This is a genomic window from Aminobacter sp. HY435 (assembly GCF_027568395.1).
Classification (GTDB): domain Bacteria; phylum Pseudomonadota; class Alphaproteobacteria; order Rhizobiales; family Rhizobiaceae; genus Aminobacter.
This window is the reverse complement of the sequence record NZ_JANKZL010000003.1, coordinates 247,816-265,528: the sequence shown is the minus strand read 5'-3', so window position 1 is coordinate 265,528 and position 17,713 is coordinate 247,816. Positions and strand designations below refer to the sequence as shown.

Annotated in this window: 20 protein-coding genes; 10 read left to right on the top strand and 10 right to left on the bottom strand. The window is 63.1% G+C overall.

Features of this window, described 5'->3' with window-relative positions:
* Positions 1–94: 94 nt before the first annotated feature.
* Positions 95–2,296 (top strand): GumC family protein, encoded by a 2,202-nt coding sequence (locus PCJ21_RS04705; RefSeq protein WP_269930221.1) that lies wholly within the window; start codon positions 95–97, stop codon positions 2,294–2,296.
* 4 nt (positions 2,297–2,300) lie between these two features.
* Here the strand turns inward: PCJ21_RS04705 and PCJ21_RS04700 are convergent, their stop codons facing one another.
* Positions 2,301–3,428: a GNAT family N-acetyltransferase gene (locus PCJ21_RS04700; protein ID WP_333474382.1), complete on the bottom strand. Its 1,128-nt coding sequence runs from the start codon at positions 3,426–3,428 to the stop codon at positions 2,301–2,303.
* Positions 3,429–3,592: 164 nt separating this feature from the next.
* Between PCJ21_RS04700 and PCJ21_RS04695 the strand changes: the two genes are divergently transcribed.
* A complete protein-coding gene (locus PCJ21_RS04695) occupies positions 3,593–4,651 on the top strand; it encodes a polysaccharide deacetylase family protein (RefSeq protein ID WP_269930219.1) in 1,059 nt (352 codons plus the stop codon).
* A 3-nt stretch (positions 4,652–4,654) separates the two neighbouring features.
* Here PCJ21_RS04695 and PCJ21_RS04690 read toward each other — a convergent pair whose 3' ends face one another.
* Positions 4,655–4,873 (bottom strand): DUF2842 domain-containing protein, encoded by a 219-nt coding sequence (locus tag PCJ21_RS04690; protein WP_269930218.1) that lies wholly within the window; start codon positions 4,871–4,873, stop codon positions 4,655–4,657.
* Positions 4,874–5,033: 160 nt separating this feature from the next.
* Here PCJ21_RS04690 and PCJ21_RS04685 point away from each other — a divergent pair, with 160 nt between their 5' ends.
* Positions 5,034–6,128 carry a COX15/CtaA family protein gene (locus PCJ21_RS04685; RefSeq protein ID WP_269930217.1) on the top strand — a complete coding sequence of 365 codons (1,095 nt, stop codon included), beginning with the start codon at positions 5,034–5,036 and terminating at the stop codon, positions 6,126–6,128.
* Here PCJ21_RS04685 and PCJ21_RS04680 read toward each other — a convergent pair.
* The 3 genes from PCJ21_RS04680 to speB all read right to left on the bottom strand — a co-directional run bounded on the left by PCJ21_RS04680 (position 6,118) and on the right by speB (position 8,943).
* A complete protein-coding gene (locus tag PCJ21_RS04680; protein WP_269930216.1) occupies positions 6,118–6,960 on the bottom strand; it encodes an aminoglycoside phosphotransferase family protein in 843 nt (280 codons plus the stop codon). The genes PCJ21_RS04685 and PCJ21_RS04680 overlap by 11 nt on opposite strands.
* A 2-nt stretch (positions 6,961–6,962) precedes the next feature.
* Positions 6,963–7,901 (bottom strand): N-acetyl-gamma-glutamyl-phosphate reductase, encoded by a 939-nt coding sequence (gene argC, locus PCJ21_RS04675; RefSeq protein ID WP_269930215.1) that lies wholly within the window; start codon positions 7,899–7,901, stop codon positions 6,963–6,965.
* 85 nt (positions 7,902–7,986) lie between these two features.
* On the bottom strand, positions 7,987–8,943 hold the full coding sequence (gene speB / locus PCJ21_RS04670) for an agmatinase (protein ID WP_269930214.1): 957 nt from the start codon (positions 8,941–8,943) through the stop codon (positions 7,987–7,989).
* A 200-nt stretch (positions 8,944–9,143) separates the two neighbouring features.
* Between speB and PCJ21_RS04665 the strand changes: the two genes are divergently transcribed.
* Positions 9,144–10,214 carry a glycerophosphodiester phosphodiesterase family protein gene (locus PCJ21_RS04665; RefSeq protein ID WP_269930213.1) on the top strand — a complete coding sequence of 357 codons (1,071 nt, stop codon included), beginning with the start codon at positions 9,144–9,146 and terminating at the stop codon, positions 10,212–10,214.
* A 27-nt stretch (positions 10,215–10,241) separates the two neighbouring features.
* Here PCJ21_RS04665 and PCJ21_RS04660 read toward each other — a convergent pair whose 3' ends face one another.
* The 4 genes from PCJ21_RS04660 to PCJ21_RS04645 all read right to left on the bottom strand — a co-directional run bounded on the left by PCJ21_RS04660 (position 10,242) and on the right by PCJ21_RS04645 (position 12,272).
* Entirely contained in the window at positions 10,242–10,523 is a 282-nt protein-coding gene (locus PCJ21_RS04660; RefSeq protein ID WP_269930212.1) for a hypothetical protein, read from the bottom strand.
* A gap of 126 nt (positions 10,524–10,649) precedes the next feature.
* Positions 10,650–11,126 carry a 30S ribosomal protein S9 gene (gene rpsI, locus PCJ21_RS04655; protein WP_269930211.1) on the bottom strand — a complete coding sequence of 159 codons (477 nt, stop codon included), beginning with the start codon at positions 11,124–11,126 and terminating at the stop codon, positions 10,650–10,652.
* Between the two features lie 2 nt (positions 11,127–11,128).
* Complete coding sequence (rplM, locus tag PCJ21_RS04650) at positions 11,129–11,593, bottom strand: 50S ribosomal protein L13 (protein WP_269930210.1); 465 nt, start codon at positions 11,591–11,593, stop codon at positions 11,129–11,131.
* A 214-nt stretch (positions 11,594–11,807) separates the two neighbouring features.
* Positions 11,808–12,272 carry a PaaI family thioesterase gene (locus PCJ21_RS04645; RefSeq protein WP_269930209.1) on the bottom strand — a complete coding sequence of 155 codons (465 nt, stop codon included), beginning with the start codon at positions 12,270–12,272 and terminating at the stop codon, positions 11,808–11,810.
* A 150-nt stretch (positions 12,273–12,422) separates the two neighbouring features.
* Here PCJ21_RS04645 and PCJ21_RS04640 point away from each other — a divergent pair, with 150 nt between their 5' ends.
* The 5 genes from PCJ21_RS04640 (at position 12,423) to PCJ21_RS04620 (ending at position 16,074) form a co-directional block, all read left to right on the top strand.
* Positions 12,423–13,244, top strand: coding sequence for an enoyl-CoA hydratase (locus PCJ21_RS04640; protein WP_269930208.1), 822 nt, complete (start codon positions 12,423–12,425; stop codon positions 13,242–13,244).
* Between the two features lies 1 nt (position 13,245).
* Entirely contained in the window at positions 13,246–13,668 is a 423-nt protein-coding gene (locus PCJ21_RS04635; RefSeq protein ID WP_269930207.1) for a VOC family protein, read from the top strand.
* A gap of 43 nt (positions 13,669–13,711) precedes the next feature.
* A complete protein-coding gene (locus tag PCJ21_RS04630) occupies positions 13,712–14,233 on the top strand; it encodes a CoA-binding protein (protein ID WP_269930206.1) in 522 nt (173 codons plus the stop codon).
* 146 nt (positions 14,234–14,379) lie between these two features.
* Complete coding sequence (locus PCJ21_RS04625; protein WP_269930205.1) at positions 14,380–15,663, top strand: O-acetylhomoserine aminocarboxypropyltransferase; 1,284 nt, start codon at positions 14,380–14,382, stop codon at positions 15,661–15,663.
* A gap of 66 nt (positions 15,664–15,729) precedes the next feature.
* On the top strand, positions 15,730–16,074 hold the full coding sequence (locus tag PCJ21_RS04620; RefSeq protein WP_269930204.1) for a cupin domain-containing protein: 345 nt from the start codon (positions 15,730–15,732) through the stop codon (positions 16,072–16,074).
* 3 nt (positions 16,075–16,077) lie between these two features.
* On the opposite strand, the gene PCJ21_RS04615 is transcribed toward PCJ21_RS04620, so the two are convergent.
* Positions 16,078–16,731, bottom strand: a complete 654-nt coding sequence (locus PCJ21_RS04615; protein ID WP_269930203.1) for a CatB-related O-acetyltransferase — start codon at positions 16,729–16,731, stop codon at positions 16,078–16,080.
* 276 nt (positions 16,732–17,007) lie between these two features.
* On the opposite strand from PCJ21_RS04615, the gene clpP reads away from it, so the two are divergent.
* A complete protein-coding gene (gene clpP, locus PCJ21_RS04610; RefSeq protein WP_269930202.1) occupies positions 17,008–17,640 on the top strand; it encodes an ATP-dependent Clp endopeptidase proteolytic subunit ClpP in 633 nt (210 codons plus the stop codon).
* Positions 17,641–17,713: the final 73 nt, after the last annotated feature.

The following is a 17,713-nucleotide window of genomic DNA, read 5'->3' as shown; positions in this document are numbered from 1 at the left end:
CTGGCTTGGTCCAACGCCAAGCACCCGGCGTCGTTAACGCATGGGTTACCATGTTTGTTTACCGTGCGCCTGCTTAGCCTCGGAGTAGGAATGCATGTCAGGCGTCCAATCCAACACCGGTGATGTCGATGTCGATCTTCGCCAGCTCTTCGCCAGCCTCATCAGCAACTGGCGTCGGCTGGCAATTGTCGTGTTCGCGGTGACCGGACTGGCCTTTGTCTTCGCCTCGCTGGCAACCCCGCACTATCGGGCCGAGACCAAGATCCTCATCGAGACCCGCGAATCCGTTTTCACACGGCCCGACGGCAGTGGCGAAAGCGACCGGCCGATGCTCGACGAGGAGGGGGTGACCAGCCAGGTCGAGATCATCGGTTCGACCGACATCCTCAAGCAGGTCGCCAAGAAGCTCGATCTGGCTTCGCTGCCCGAGTTCGACGCCTCCGCGGACATGTCGGCGCTGTCGCGCCTGCTGGTGATCGCCGGTTTGAAGGGCGATCCGAACGAGTTGCCGCCGGAAGAGCGCGTGCTCAAGGCAATGCGCGAACGCCTGGTCGTCTACAGGGTCGAGAAGTCGCGCGTCATCGGCATCCAGTTCTCGTCGCAGGACCCCAAGCTTGCCGCCGCCGTACCCAATGCCATCGCGGATGCGTATCTCGAATTCCAGCGTGGCTCCAAGCTTGAATCCAGCACCGAGGCCATCGATTGGCTCAAGCCCGAGATCGCCGATCTCAGCAACCGGGTGAAGGACGCCGAAGCCAAGGTTGCGGCCTTCCGCGCGCAGTCCGACCTTCTGGTCGGTCAGAACAATTCCGTGCTGGCGACGCAGCAGCTTTCCGAGCTGTCGAGCGAACTGTCACGCGTTCGCGCCAACCGTTCCGCCGCGCAGGCAACGGCGCAGACAGTCCGCCAGGCCCTCAAGGACGGCGGATCGCTCGACGCTATTCCGGAAGTCTTGTCGTCGGGGCTGATTCAGCGGCTGCGCGAGCGGCAGGTGCAATTGCGCAACGACATTGCCGACCTTTCGACGACCCTGCTTCCCAATCATCCCCGCATCAAGGCGCTGAATTCACAGCTGGCCGACCTCAACGCGCAGATCCGGAACCAGGCCGAGAAGGTGCTGGGCGGGCTGGTCAACGAGGCTGCGGCCGCGACCCAGCGCGAACAGCAGCTTCTGGCAGACCTGAACACGCTGAAGGTCGAATCCTCTCGGGCCTCCGAGGAAGAAGTCGAACTGCGTGCGCTGGAGCGCGAGGCTGCCGCCCAGCGGGCCTTGCTCGAATCCTACCTGACCCGCTACCGCGAGGCCGCCTCGCGCCAGGACCGCAACTATTTGCCGGTCGATGCCCGCATCTTTTCGCGCGCCATCGTTCCTTCCGAGCCGTATTTCCCCAAGGTCGTGCCGATCGTCGGCGCCGCCTTTGTCGGGTCGCTGTTGCTGATGGCGATCCTGACGCTGCTGCAGGAACTGTTTTCGGGCCGCGCAATGCGCCCGGCCGCCGGTTCGCGGGTCGCACCTGTTGCGCAGGTCGCGATGCCCGCAAGACGCGCGGCGGAGCTGCCGGATGATACTTCGCAGACTTCATGGGATGTTGCCAACGAGCCGGTCCTGCATGACGAGCCCGAGGAACTGGTGCTGCGCGACGCTCTCCCGGCGCGCCGCGACGGTGTTGCCGACAATGATGTTTCGTCCGGGCAGACCTATCCCGGCATCAGCATCGAACGCGCCGCAGAGCGGCTGATCACCAGCGGTGCGGCGCGCGCGATCTTCGTCTCGCCGGAAGGCGACGAGGCCGCCGCCACAGCCGTTCTGGTGGCGCGCGAGGTCGCCGATGTCGGACTGCGCGTCCTGCTGCTCGACCTTACCGCAACCGGTGCTGCCTCGCAGCCGATGCTTGATGGCGGCCGCTATCCCGGCATCACCAATTTGCTCGCTTCGGAAGCGCAGTTCACTGACGTCATTCGCGCCGACCACTATTCCGAGTGCGACGTCATGCCTGTTGGTACGGTCGATCCGGCGCGCGCCATGCGGGCAGCTGACCGCCTCCCGATCATCATCGAATCTCTCACCACCGCCTATGATCTGGTGGTCATCGAATGCGGTCCGGCCGATGCCAATGAAATCAGGCGTCTTGTCGGCGACGGCACGGAGGTACTCGTCAGCTTCCTGAAGCATGGCGAGGAGATCGTCGATGTCGCCGACGGACTTCGCGCTGGCGGTTATGACGACGTCATGTTGGTGACGCCGATCGGCCACGATCTGCCGACGTCGCCTCAGCCGACCCGCTCGGCGGCCTGAGCTTTCAGTCTTCTTCCGCGGGCGTCGGGGCCTTGCCGCGCACGCCCGTCCTCAGCCGCTTCATCACTGCCCATAGCCCGGCATTGTTCTTGATGGCCCTCTTGATCAGGGAGGCCATCCGCAGGGCAAGCGCATAGGCGCTGCCCTTGGCCGTCAGCGGCGCCAATACATCGGCATGGCGGATTTCGATGTCGCACCATTGGCGCTTGTAGGGCTCGTCGCCGACGCTGAAATCGTAGACCGCAAAGCCTTGCTTGCATGCCTCTTCGATATTGTCGAAGAACAGGAACTCACCGGGGCTGGCATAGGCCAGTTCGTCATCGGCGATGGCGCCGAACTCGCACACCAGGCGACTGCCGACCCGGCTCGAACCGGTCACCGCGCGATATTTCCCGCCCACCTCAAGCCCGTGCAGCACGAAAGCTGGCTCAGGCTGCTTCAGCGCCGTCGAAAACAGGGTGCGGAAGAACCTGCGAACTTGCGGCTCGCCGAAGACGTCGGTAATGCCCATGGCGCCGAAACGCTGTTTTTTCATCGCGAAGAAGGCGTCGAACATCGCGTCGATGTCGGCATCGTTTGTTGCCAGAACCCGCTTGTGGCCGCCCACAGCCTCGTATTTGCGCTGCTGGCTGCGATGGCGCTTTCGCTTCTTCTTGCCGCTGGTTCGGCCGAGCACCGCTTCGAATCCGCCGTTGAGATTGACCGCCAGCGCGACGTTGGGGCTCGGCGAAGACGGCAGCTTCAGCAGCGGATTGGGCAACCCATCAAGATCGGACAGCAGCCGCTCGAAGGCGACGAGATCGATATCCGGCCGCGCCCTTTTGATCGAGGCGAGCAGCGCCTGCACATCGGCATGGCTTGCCGTTTCCAGCCAGCGCGCATCGCTTGCGGGAAAGTTGCCGTTGGCGTGGCTGCCGCCGATGAAGCGGGCGACGGTGAAAGGCCCCTTGCGGCAAACTTCCAGCGCCAGCGCCAGCACCGGCCGGCCTTCTGCGCTGAGCGTGGCAATGATCGCGTCGGCGCCGGCGACATCGGCCCAGGTCGACACCCAGTCGCCGCTTTGCGAGGGGCCGTGAACGGAATGCGCACCAAACTGGCGATAGGCGGCAATGGCAGCTGCGTCAGCTCGCACCGTCGCTGCAGGCATGAACGATGCAGTTGCTTCGGCTGTCCGGGGCAATCTGCTGCCATCGCTCGCGGCAGTAGCGTCAACCATACTTAAATCCTTGGCGTCTAAGCATCAGCATGGGCACAGGCGTGCCGATACGGTCGAGCCTAGATGCCAAAGGTGAAGGAATGATCGACGCAGCCGACAGGGCGCGGAAACTGGCCTTTCGGTTGATCGGCAGCGCCGGCCTTGGAGCATTGGCCCGCCCGCTTGTCGGAGGCATCGGCGCTATCTTGATGCTGCATCGCGTCACGGCGTCCTCTGACCGGCCCGACGGTCCCAACCGGCACCTCGGCATCACACCGGCATTTCTCGACGTCCTGATCGGCGAGATGAAGCGTCTCGGCTATGTTTTTGTTTCCATGGACGAAGCGGTGGCGCGGATCCGTGCGGGCGGCAAGGCAGGGCAGTTCGCCGCGATTACCGCCGACGATGCCTATCGCGACAATCTCACCGAGGCGCTGCCGGTGCTGGAAAGCCATGCCGCGCCGATAGCCATCTATGTCGCGCCGGGTCTCATCTCCGGCGCAGTCGACCTTTGGTGGGAGGTCGTCGACGCCATTGTCGAGGCGGGCAAGCCGGTGGCGCTGAAGCGCGCGAACGGCGAGGTGCATCTGGATTGCGCGACACCGGAGGCGCGCAGGCGTGCGTTCCAGTGCCTGTCCACGCATTTGACCGAGCATGTTCAGGAGCAGGACCAGCGCGCTTTGCTGAGCGAGTGGGCGTTGTCAGCCGGCGTGGACGCATCGGAGCCAGGCCGCAAGCTGTTGATGAACTGGGACGAAATCAGGCGGGTCGCCGATCATCCGTTGGCCACCATCGGCGCGCACACGGTTCACCACTACAATCTCAAGCGGCTGACACCCGAAGCAGCGATGCGCGAAATGTATCGATCGCGCAGCCTGATTGAAGGCGAACTGGGCCAGGCGCCACGCCACTTTGCCTATCCCTACGGCTATGCCGCGGCCGTAGGCCTGCGCGAAACGCATCTGGCACGGGAGGCGGGGTTCCTTTCAGCCGTCACCACAAGGCACGGCATAGTGAGGCCCGAACACGCCAGCCATCTGCACGCACTGCCGCGCCTGTCGGTCAACGGTCGCCATCAGAACCTGGGCGCCATGCGGGCGATGCTGTCGGGGGCCACCACCGTCATGGCGAGCCGCGGCCGCCGCGTCGTGACGGTGTAGGGCCTAGCGGCGGGACGCCTTCGGCGGCGTGACCATCCATTTGATGATCCACATCGCCGGCAGGATCCACAGCAAGCCGCTGAGGAAGAAGAAGATCAGATGCACGACGGCGCTGGATTCGGCCAGCTGCGCCACCGCAACCATCGTCGCAACGAGAGCGTAGACGATCACCAAGAGCACCAGAAGCACGGTGCCGATCAGCTTCTTGAGGCGAACGGGCATATTTTCATCCTTTGTCCGCGAAGGGCATAGTCGCTCCCGCCTGCCGGCGCAACTGGTCTGGGCTGCCGGCGCGACTGCGTGTCGCGTGGTCCGAACTTGCCAGCGAAGCTGCTATGGTCCACCTGTCCGCCAGGTTTCGAACGAGCCGGGAAAGACGCCGATGTCTGCGACGACCAACACTGCCGCCCCGATTGCGCTGCGCGACAAGGAACGGCGCGACCGCACCGCCGTTCGTATCTGGCTGTACGCCGTGCTGGTCGTGCTGTTTGCGCTCGTCATGGTCGGCGGCGCCACCCGCATGACCGGTTCCGGACTCTCCATCACCGAATGGAAGCCCATTCACGGCGTCATCCCGCCACTCAACCAGGCCGAATGGCAGGAGGAGTTCGAAAAATACCAGCAGATCCCGCAATACGAGCAGATCAACAAGGGTATGACCGTTGACGAGTTCAAGGGCATCTTCTGGTGGGAATGGGCGCATCGCCTGCTTGCCCGCGGCGTCGGCTTCCTCGTCGCCATCCCGCTCGCCTTCTTTTGGGTGACTGGCCGGCTCGAACGCCGCCTCAAGCCGCGACTGGCAGGCCTTCTGGCGTTGGGCGGCCTGCAGGGCTTCATCGGCTGGTGGATGGTCGCGTCCGGCCTGTCGGAGCGTGTCTCCGTCAGCCAGTATCGGCTGGCGATCCACCTGACCTTCGCCTGCATCATCGTTATGGCCGTTGCCTATATCGCGCGCGGGCTGGCTACCTATTCCGAGCCGCCCGCCGACCGGAGGGTCCAGCGTTTCGCCGGCGTCATGGCGCTGCTGGTGCTGTTCCAGATCTATCTCGGCGCGCTGGTCGCCGGCCTGCATGCGGGTCTCAGCTACAACACCTGGCCGCTGATGGACGGCGCCATCGTGCCGGGCGACCTGCTGCTGATCGAGCCGGTCTGGCGCAACTTCTTCGAAAGCCCCAAGACGGTGCAGTTCGTCCACCGCATGTTCGCCTGTGCGGTGCTTGTCGCGGCGCTCTGGCATGCCGTTTCGACCACCCGCATTGCGCCGCGCACCACCCATGCGCGCCGCGCCTGGCTGCTGCTGGGGCTCATCCTCTGCCAGGCGGCCATTGGCGTCGGCACCTTGCTGGCGCAGGCGCACATGCATTGGGCGCTGCTGCATCAGGGTTTTGCGCTGATCGTGCTGATCTTCGCCACGGCACACTGGCGCGGCGCCAAGGGCGCATACCCGCTTGAAACGACGGTTGAGGTCAGAACCTAGCGCGAACGCCGCGGACCGCCGCGACGACGGCCAGTTCGCTGGTCTCGTCGCGGTCGTTGCCGTCTTCGGCATGCCATGAGGCCGACAGGCAGCCCCAGGCGATGGCATGATCGAGGATCGTGTCGGGGCGCTGCCCCAGTGTCCCGGCGAACAGCTCGGCCATGACGGCGATGCGTTCGGGCCGGATACAGAGATCGGCCTGGCGATCGAGCGGGTTGTAGAAGAAGTTCGCCGCGTCGAAACCCGGATCGCCGATCAGGCCCTTGGGATCGATCGCCAGCCAGCCGCGATCGCCATGCAGTACGTTCTCGTGATGCAGGTCGCCGTGCAGTACGCGCAGGTCATGCGGATTTGACAGCAGGCGCTCCGCAATGACCGCGCCGTCCCGATAGGGACTTTCCAGCTCAGCGCTGCGATCCTGCCCAGCCTTCTTGAACAGGCTGGAAAAGCGCTCTTTCAGCGGCTGCAAATCCCCTGGAGGGGGGGCATCGGACGGCGAAAAGAGCCTGGCCATCACCTCGTTTGCGATGTCGGTGGCGTGGCGGTCGCCATGTTCGTTCAAGTCATCGACAAGCAGCCGGTCGCCGGCAAATTCGAGCAGCATGTTGTGCCCCTCGAAACCGAGCAGCCGCACGGCGCCGACGCCGTCGCGCCAGCTGAGATAGTGCGCGCCGCGCAATTCGTCGGCAACGTCGTCGAATGGCTTGAGCGCCTTGACCACGGCCGGGCTGCCGTCGGCCAGCCGCACCTTCCAGATGCGGCTGGAAAACGTCTCGGCAATGAGCTGGGGGTCGCTGACTTCCCAGAGATCCGGAAAGACAGCCTGATCCATCTTTAGTGCTTGAGCCCGAGCATCAGGTCCATGTTCTGCACGGCGGCACCCGAGGCACCCTTGCCGAGGTTGTCGAGCAGCGCGACGAGATTGACCTGGCCCTGGCCTTCGGTGCCGAAGACATAGAGCTTCATGCGGTCGGTATCAGCGAGCTCGGTCGGGTCAAGCCGGTCGAGCTTGGCGCTGAGCGCCAGCGGCACGACCTCGACGATGTCCTGTCCGGCATAATGCGCGGCAAGCGTGGCGTGGATGTCGCCGATCGACGCTGAACCATTGAGGTCGGCGAGATGCAGCGGCACCTGGACGATCATGCCCTGCGCAAACCGGCCGACCGATGGTGCGAAGATCGGGCGCCGGTCGAGCAGGCCGTGCTGCTTCATCTCGGCAACGTGCTTGTGCATCAACGGCAGGCCATAGAGGAAATGCGGTGCGGCGATGTGGTCGGGACGCGACGCGTCCTCCATCTGGCCGATCATCTGCTTGCCGCCGCCGGTATAGCCGGAAACGGCGTTGACGCTGACCGGATAGTCGGCGGGCAGGGTGCCGGCCGCGACCAGCGGACGGATCAGCGAGATCGCGCCTGTCGGATAGCAACCAGGGTTGGCGACCAGCCGCGCGTCGGCGATGCGCTGGCGCTGGGCGGCGTCCATTTCGGCAAAGCCGTAGGCCCAGTCGGGGTGGACGCGATGAGCGGTCGAGGTGTCGATGACGCGGGTCGAGTTGTTGCCCTCGAGAATACGCACCGCTTCCTTGGACGCGTCGTCAGGCAGGCAAAGGATGGCGACGTCCGCCTCGTGCAGGCGCTCGGCCCTGAGGTCGACGTTGCGGCGTTCGGCTTCCGGGATCGACAGCACGGCAAGGTCGTCGCGGGCAGCGAGTCGCGTGCGGATTTGGAGGCCCGTCGTACCGTGTTCGCCGTCGATGAAGATTTTCGGTTTCATTGTCTGCCGTCCGTCGAAAAAATCATTATTTCAGGTGGTTATGGCCAAATTCGGACTCATGTCCGCAGCCTCTTGATTCAGTGCCTCAGGCTTTGTCGCGAGCCTTCCGCTCGGCCAGCAGGCCAAGATAGTGCATCGCCACCGTCGAGCCGGCGATTGCCGTAATATCGGCATGGTCGTAGGCCGGTGCAACCTCGACGATGTCGGCGCCGACAATGTCGATCTGGGTCATCTGGCGCAGCACCGACAGGATCTTGGCCGACGAGGGGCCGCCGGCCACGGGCGTTCCCGTTCCAGGCGCGAATGCCGGATCCAGGCAATCGATGTCGAAAGTCACATAGGTCTTCTTGCCGCCGGTGCGCTCGGCGATCGCGTAGGCGATATCGGCCGCCCGCATCTCCTCGACCTCGTGGCCGTAGAGGATCTTGATGCCGAAATCATCGGGCGCATGCGTGCGGATGCCGATCTGGATCGAACGGTCGGGATCGATGATGCCGTCCTTGACCGCACGGCCGACGAACGAACCGTGGTCGATGCGCTTGCCGTCGTCGGGCCATGTGTCCTGGTGAGCGTCGAACTGCACCAGCGCCATCGGGCCATGGATAGCCGCATGGGCCTTGAGCACCGGCCAGGTGACGAAGTGATCGCCACCGAGCGTCAGCAGGAATGCGCCAGATTTCAGGATCTTGGCTGCTTCGCGCTCGATCGTGCCCGGCGTCTTCTGATGGTTGCCGCTGTCGAGCAGGCAGTCGCCATAGTCTATGACCGCCAGATCCTCGAACAGATCGCGCTGGAACGGATATTGCGGGTCACAGTCGAAGATCGCGGAGGCGCGGCGGATCGCCTGCGGACCGAAGCGGGCGCCCGGACGGTTGGTGACGGCCGCGTCGAACGGAATGCCCCAGACGACCGCGTCGGCACCGGCAACGTTCTTCGAAAATCTGCGGCGCATGAAGGACAAGGCCCCTGCATAGGTCGGATCACCCGAGCGGCCGGTGTTGGTCCGCGCGGTGAAGGCGTGATCGATCGACGAAGAGGGCATGGGCAATCTCCTTTTTCAGTCTTTCGCAAGGCAAGGGCGCCAGAACTACAGAAGCTCGGCCGAACATGCCAGTCCCATGGCGAAATGCGTGTGACAAGGCCGTGTTCCCAAGCTTCATCGCTCTGTCATGGGCCTTTCATGCCCCTGTCATCGCCGCCGCCTAGGTCCTTCAGGCATCAGTTGGCCATGGAGCGATTCCCATGCGGGCAGTTCTGGCAGGTGTAGCCACTTTCGTCTTTGGGCTTGGCGCAATATCGGTTGCGCATTCCGGCTCCCGGGCCGAACAAATCCTCGAGCGTTTCGAGAACGCCAACCAGTGCCGTGACCACGTCATGGTCGTGGCGCACAGGGCAGGCGGACTGCAGGATGGCAAGGCGCGATTTGCCGAGAACTCGATGGCATCCCTGCGCAACGCCATCGCACTCGGTGCGGAAATGGTCGAGATCGACGTCAGGCGTTCAGGCGACGGCCAGTTGATCGTCATGCACGACAGCTGGCTCGACCGCACCACGGACTGCGAGGGCGAAGTCGCCGCCCGTGCCATGGACGAACTGAGAAAGTGCCGCCTCGTGGTTGAAGGCACCGGCGCCGTCACCGCCGAACCGGTGCCGACGCTGCAGGAATTTCTGGCCGTCGCCAAGGGCCGGATTTTGGTCAATCTCGACAACAAGCTCGAGACCGCTGACCTCGTCGACATGGTGGCGCTGGCGCGCGCTATGGGCATGGTAGAACAGGTCGTGGTCAAGGCGAACCTGTGGAGCCCGGAGCGTGTTGCCTCGGTCAAGGCGACCATGGCCGGGGTCGGGCAGGGGTTTCAGTTCATGCCGATCATGGCGGACGATGCGGTGCGCGACCCGGTCTTCGTTGAGGCTGCCGGCAAGGCGTTTGCCGCCAATGCCGTCGAGATGATTACCTGGCGCGGTGATGCGGACAAGATGACCGTATCAGGCGGCCCACTGTTCTCGGCGAAGGTGAAGGCTGCATCCGTTCGCGGCAACTGGCACATCTGGGTCGACACCCACGCCATCGTCAACAAGCCCGGCGGGTTCCTTTCCGGCGGTCGCGGCGATGAACTTGCAGTGGCAGCAGGATTTCCCAATGAGGTGTTCGGCTTCTGGGTCGAGCGCGGCGCCACCATGATCCAGACCGACGAACCGCGTGCGGCGATCGAATGGCTGGCCGAAAACGGCTACCGCGTGCCCTATGCCGACGCTCCTGAATCTGTGGCCTCGGCAATCAGCGAAGCGGACGTTCCTGCGCCGACCAACTGACAGATGCGATGCCGGCGGCGGATGCCGCTAGTAGTCGTTGGCTCCCCGAAGCGCCTTGCGCCGGTCCTTGAGCGAGTATTTCGAGCCGCCCTCCTTCAGCATCTTCTTGCCCAGCTTCCTGCACCGGTTGTCGGCCTTCTTGGCAGCACCCCTCGAATCGGCGCCTTTCTCCCTTGCCCGATCATGCGCCCGCATCCAGCAGGTGTCGAACTCCGTCTTGCTCTTGAGGAACTTGTTCGTGGCTGCATCCGCCGTCGTGGCGGGCGCGGCAAATGCCAGTGCTGCTGCCAGTGCGAGCATGCGGAGCATGACCGTCTCCCACGGATGAGGCTTGGGCCTATCGCAAGAGATTAGGCCAGTCCGGGCAGGACGGCATCCAAAAAAAGAAAAGGCCGCCCGAAGGCGGCCTTTTCGAAATTTCTGGGTTCGGGAAGCTTAGCGCTTCGAGAACTGGAAGCTACGACGGGCCTTGGCCTTACCGTACTTCTTGCGCTCGACCGTACGGCTGTCGCGGGTCAGGAAGCCGCCCTTCTTGAGCACGCCGCGCAGCGTCGGCTCGTAGTAGGTCAGGGCCTTGGAGATGCCGTGACGAACGGCACCGGCCTGGCCGGACAGGCCGCCGCCAACGACGGTGGCGATGATGTCGTACTGGCCGACGCGGTTGGAAGCGACGATCGGCTGGTTCAGGATCATCTGCAACACCGGACGCGCGAAATAGGCCGCGAATTCCTTGCCGTTGACGACGATCTTGCCGGAGCCGGGCTTCACCCAGACACGGGCGATGGCGTCCTTGCGCTTGCCGGTGGCATAGGCGCGGCCGCTCTTGTCGAGCTTCTGGACGTGGACCGGAGCTGCCGGCTGTGCGGCGACAGCGACGGTGCCGAGTTCTGCGAGCGAGCTGAGATCAGCCATAATTACGAGGCCTTCTTGTTCTTGGCGTTCAAAGCGCCGACGTCGAGCGTCACCGGCTGCTGAGCGACATGCGGATGGTCGGCGCCTGCATAGACGCGGAGGTTCTTCATCTGGCGACGGCCGAGCGGGCCGCGCGGGATCATGCGCTCAACGGCCTTCTCCAGGACGCGCTCCGGGAAGCGGCCTTCGAGCAGCTGGCGCGCGGTGCGCTCCTTGATGCCGCCGGGGTGGCCGGTGTGCCAGTAGTAGACCTTGTCGGTGAATTTCTTGCCGGTGAACGCGACCTTGTCTGCGTTGATGATGATGACATGGTCACCGTCGTCGACGTGAGGCGTGAAGGTCGGCTTGTTCTTGCCGCGGAGGATGTTGGCGACGATGGTGGCGAGACGGCCGACGACGAGACCTTCGGCGTCGATCAGCACCCACTTCTTCACCACGTCCGCAGGCTTCTGCGAAAAGGTTGTCATGGTTGTAGCTTTCGTTTCGGACCTTCCGGAGAAGGCGTTTCTTGTTGCTTTTATTGGCCGATGACCACAGCCATCCGCCAATAACAAAACGGCGACCCAATTCGGGCCGCTGCTTTGGCTGGGCTTATAGGTGAGCGGCGGGAGCCCGTCAAGGACTGCGCGCCGTACGTTGGTCAAGATAGTGTAATAATATCAGTAAGATAGGGTTGTGGTATTATTTTACCGCATCCAAATTGCGCTTTGGTGGGATGGAATATGTGCCGGTTGCGTGCGCCACGGTCTGCTTGTCCGGGCCTGCAACGATGTCGATGTCGAACACCATCAGGCTCTTGCCCAGCTTCAGGATGCGGCAATGGCCGTCGATCGGGCCCGCTTCTGCCTTGCGCATGAAATTGATGTTGAGGTTGGTCGTGACCGAGAGAGCGTCGGGGCCGGCATGGCTGAGCACGCAGACATAGCCGCCGATGTCGGCCAGCGTAAACAGCGACGGGCCGGAGACCGTGCCACCCGGACGCAAATGGCGTTCGTCGGCGTTGAGCCGCACGGTGCAACCGCCGGCGAAGACGTCCATGACCTGATAGAAGTCGTATTCCTCGTTCAGCTGCGGATAGACCTCGCCGAGGAGGCTGTTGACGTCGGCCGCCGTCATCAGCGGCTGCAATCCCTTTTGTTCTGGCATGTCGGTTCCATCCCTCGCCGGAATCTGTTCCGATCTTTTGTGAGCGCTGCCACCAAGACATAATTGGGAACAAAGGTTCAAGGCCAAGCGTATAGGCATATGGTTTGATGCAGCGATTCTTTCGCCGGTCGAATGCAGGGAGAGGAAGTGATGGCCGAAATCGTCGCCATGAAGCGCACCGCATCCGATGTGAAGGTGCAATCCAGCCTGGACAATGGCGTCTTGCGCCTGGTGCTGGCCAATCCGCCGGCAAACGCCCTGTCCATCGAGGTCATGGCCGCGCTGCACTCCCATCTCGACAGTGCCCGCAACGACGCCGAAGTCCGGGTCATTGTGCTCGCCGCTTCCGGCAAGGTGTTCTGCGCCGGTCATGATCTCAAGGAGATGACCGCGCACAGAAGCGATGCCGATCGGGGGAGGGCCTTTTTCGAACTGACGATGACCCGCTGTGCGGCGCTGATGCAGGCGATCGTGCGCCACCCAAAGCCCGTCATCGCCGAGGTCGACGGCCTTGCCACGGCCGCCGGCTTGCAACTGGTTGCCAGTTGCGACCTTGCCATAGCCTCGGATCAAGCGACCTTCTGTACGCCTGGAGTCAACATCGGCCTGTTCTGCTCGACGCCGATGGTCGCGCTGTCACGCAACGTCTCTCGCAAGCAGGCGATGGAAATGCTGCTCACCGGCGAGACCATCGATGCGACAAGCGCCCGCGACTTCGGCCTGGTCAACCGCGTCGTGCCGCGCGAATACCTGAATCACATTGTCGGCAAATACACTCAAACCATTGTTTCGAAATCGCCTTTGACGCTGAAGACCGGCAAGGAAGCCTTCTATGCCCAAGCCGGGATGGGGCTGGAAGAGGCGTATGACTACACCGCCCGCGTGATGGTGGAGAACATGATGGCCAGCGATGCCGAGGAAGGCATCGGTGCTTTCATCGAAAAGCGCGAACCACACTGGAAGGGAGAATAGATTGGAACCGCGTATCTCGCTTGTGACACTCGGAGTAGACGACCTCGACCGCGCCGTTCGCTTCTACGAGGCGATGGGGCTCAAGCGAAACACGGTCATCACCGAAGGCGTCGCATTCTTCCAGATGGGCGGTGTCGTGCTTGGCCTTTGGTCACGCGAACAACTTGCGGCGGATGCGGGCGTCGCCAACGGCAAGGGCGCTTTCTCGGGCATGTCCCTTGCATACAACACCCGTTCCGAGGCCGAAGTGGATGACGTTCTGGCCAAGGCAGAGCGTGCCGGCGGGCGCATCGTCAAGCCGGCGCAGCGCGCGTTCTGGGGCGGTTGGTACGGTTATTTCTCCGATACCGAGGGCCACCTCTGGGAAGTCGCGCACAATCCCGATTTTCCGATCGCCGAAGACGGCTCAATCTCTCTCCCTTGAGAGGCTTGGCGCCGGCGTCCTTCAACAAGCACGAGCGAGGCATATGAACCACGACGCTTATGACGACGCCTACATCGCCGGCATCCTGAACGGCGTCCGGACGATCGCCATCGTCGGCGCGTCCGCCAATGAGGTCCGTCCCAGCTACTTCGTCACCAAATACCTGATCGACAAGGGATATGAGGTTTTTCCGGTGAACCCCGGCCATGCCGGCAAGGAATTGCTGGGCCGCATGACCTATTCCAGCCTCGCCGGCATTCCCGTCGCCATCGACATGGTCGACGTGTTCCGCGCGTCCGCCGCCGTGCCGCAAATCGTCGACGAGATTCTTGCACTCGATCCCCTGCCGAAAGTCCTGTGGACGCAACTCACCGTTCGCAATGACGAGGCGGCGGCGCGCGCCGAGGCCGCAGGCATCAAGGTGGTCATGAACCGCTGCCCGAAGATCGAATATGCAAGGCTTGCCGGCGAGATCGGCTGGACCGGGGTCAATTCCGGTGTTTTGTCATCCAGGCGCCCGCTCATGCGCCCGGGCTTCCAGAGTTTCGGCATTCGCGCCAAGTAGTCCGCCGCCGGCGCGCGATTGCGCCTTCCTGCGCAAATTATCTCTGTCGGCGACGGCGGTTGTGGAATATTCGTCTTTGCTTTCCGATGCCGCCTTCGCCAAAGATGTCAGCCGATTTCACGGACCTATTCTTTGGAGGTAAAAAGATGTCCCAGCGCACCCCCGGGTTCAACACGCTCGCCGTCCACGCCGGCGCAAAGCCCGATCCGGCGACCGGCGCCCGCGCCACGCCCATCTACCAGACGACGTCCTACGTCTTCGACGATGCTGACCACGCCGCTTCGCTGTTCGGGCTGAAGGCGTTCGGCAACATCTACACCCGCATCATGAATCCGACCCAGGCGGTTCTCGAGGAGCGCGTCGCCGCGCTCGAGGGTGGAACCGCGGCCCTTGCCACCGCCTCGGGCCATGCCGCCCAGGTGCTGGTCTTCCACAACCTGATGCGCCCGGGCGAGAACTTTATCGCCGCGCAGCGCCTCTATGGCGGTTCGATCAACCAGTTTGGCCACGCCTTCAAGAATTTCGGCTGGGAGGCCCGCTGGGCCGACACCAACGACATCTCAAGCTTCGAAAAGCAGATCGACGCCAAGACCAAGGCGATCTTCATCGAAAGCCTTGCCAATCCCGGCGGCACCTTCGTCGACATCGAGAAGATCTCCGATGTCGCCCGCAAGCATGGCCTGCCGCTGATCGTCGACAACACGCTGGCGAGCCCGTACCTGATCCGTCCGATCGAGCACGGCGCCGACATCGTCGTGCACTCGCTGACCAAGTTCATCGGCGGCCACGGCAATTCGATCGGCGGCATGATCGTCGACGGCGGCACCTTCGACTGGTCGAAGTCAGGCAAGTACCCGATGCTGTCGGAGCCGCGTCCCGAATATGGCGGCGTCGTCCTGCACGAGACTTTTGGCAATTTCGCCTTTGCGATTGCCGCTCGCGTGCTTGGCCTGCGCGATCTCGGGCCGGCGATTTCGCCGTTCAACGCGTTCCTTATCCTGACCGGTCTCGAAACGCTGCCGCTGCGCATGCAGCGCCATTGCGACAACGCGCTGACGGTTGCCGGCTGGCTCTCCGACCACCCCAAGGTGGCATGGGTCGCCTATCCCGGACTCAAGAGCGACAAGAACCACGCCCTGATGAAGAAGTATTCGCCGCAAGGGGCGGGCGCCGTCTTCACCTTCGGCTTGAAGGGTGGCTACGAAGCCGGCGTCAAGTTCGTCGAAGGCCTTGAGCTGTTTTCACACCTCGCCAACATCGGCGACACCAAGTCGCTGGTCATCCACCCGGCCTCCACCACCCACCGCCAGCTTTCCGACGAGCAGAAGGTTGCGGCCGGTGCCGGCCCCGACGTCGTCCGCCTGTCGGTCGGCATCGAGGATGTCAGCGACATTGTCGCCGATCTCGAACAGGCGCTGGCAAAGGTCTGAAAAGCAGTGCAAGAAAAGGCCCCGGCAGCGCATCGCAGCCGGGGCCTTTGGCACCTGGGGGGTGGCGTGACGAGATTTCTGAAGATCGATACCGACGGCACGGAGCCCGAAGCGGGCGCTCCGGCCGAAGGCCGCCTGATTTCCGGCAACCCGCAGTTTCGCACCTGGAACGCCGAGGAAGCCGACGGCGGCCTCTACGCCGGCATCTGGGAAGCAACCCCAGGCAAATGGCGCATCGAATATGACGAATGGGAGTTCTGCCACATCCTGTCGGGTGTTTCGGTCATCGCGGAGGAGGGCGGCGAAGCCCGCACGGTGCGCGCCGGCGACAGCTTCGTCCTCAGGCCCGGCTTCAAGGGAAGCTGGGAAGTGCTTGAAACGACTCGCAAGGAATATGTGATCCGACTCTGAGGGTCAGCTTATTCCCGCGTTGAATTTCTCCGACGCCAAGGCCAGCGCCTCGATCTCGTTCGCGCATAGCAGCGGCTTCAGCGCCTCGAACTTATCCGCGGACCATTCGTAGACCCTGAGCGCCAGCAGTTTGTCGACAACGGCTTGCGGAAAGCGCGTCTTGATCGGCACGGCAGGATTTCCCGCAACGACAGTGTAGGGCGCCACGTCCCTGGTCACGATCGCGCCTGAGGCGATGACGGCGCCTTCGCCGATGGTGACGCCGGGCATGACCATGGCGCGCATGCCAATCCAGGCGCCGTCGCCGATGATCGTGTCGCCCTTGCCGGCATAGGCGTCGAGAATGACCTCGGCGAACGGATAGAGGCTGAACCAGTCAGTCCTGTGCGTGTGGTTGCCGCCAAGAAGGATCGCCGCTTCGGCCCCGATGCAGACATAGTCGCCGATATGGAGCTGGTCGATCGGCCAGGCCGGCTCCCATGCCTTGCGGCTGTATTCGTCGCCGTGGAGGTAGCGGACCACGCTTTGTTCGAACGAGCCTGACCAAGCGTCGCTGTAGTAGCTGTGCGTGCCGCGAACATGGATGTTCGGGTTGGTGACGGTCTCGTGCAGGTGTTCAACCTTGGACCAGTGTTTGGCGGTGTTTGGCGTTGTCATGACAAGCTCCTTGGTCGTTCGTCTTGGAAATGCGTGCGGTGCCTGTCCATCCTTAAGCCCGGCGGGCAGCAGGCGTTTGTGCCCGAAGCTGCCAATAGCGTGGCTGGTGGCTGAAAGGCCAGTGCTTGGGGCAGGGCAGGCATCAAGCTTAATGAAGCCGGGCGCGTTGGCGCATCTTGCGCAACGCCAAGCCGGCATCCTATTTACAGGAACAAAGCCTCTGAACCGATTCTGCCCGTCCGGCGCCGGAATCCCATCTCGATAAAGGGATAGTCGATGAAGAACCCCGTCGAAACATACATGAACCTCGTTCCGATGGTGGTCGAGCAGACCAACCGGGGCGAGCGCGCCTATGACATCTTCTCGCGCCTCCTCAAGGAGCGCATCATCTTCATCACCGGTCCGGTCGAAGACGGCATGGCGACGCTTGTCTGCGCCCAGCTTCTGTTCCTCGAAGCCGAGAACCCGAAGAAGGAAATCAACCTCTACATCAACTCGCCCGGCGGCGTGGTGACCTCCGGCATGGCGATCTATGACACCATGCAGTTCATCAAGCCTGCGGTTTCGACGCTCTGCATCGGCCAGGCCGCCTCGATGGGCTCGCTGCTGCTCTGCGCCGGCCACAAGGACATGCGCTTCGCCACTCCGAACGCCCGCATCATGGTGCATCAGCCTTCGGGCGGCTTCCAGGGCCAGGCGTCGGACATCGAGCGCCATGCCCAGGACATCATCAAGCTGAAGCGTCGTCTCAACGAGGTCTATGTCAAGCACACCGGCAAGGACTACGAGACCATTGAAAAGACGCTCGACCGCGACCATTTCATGACAGCCGACGAAGCTCGCGACTTCGGCCTGATCGACAAGGTCATCGAAAGCCGCGAAGTCGCCGAGGGCGCGTCCGCTCAGTGAATCGGCGCGCCGGCCAGACGATTCGGACACATTTCGCATTTTTGAAATGCCCTGCGGCATTTCGGACACAATT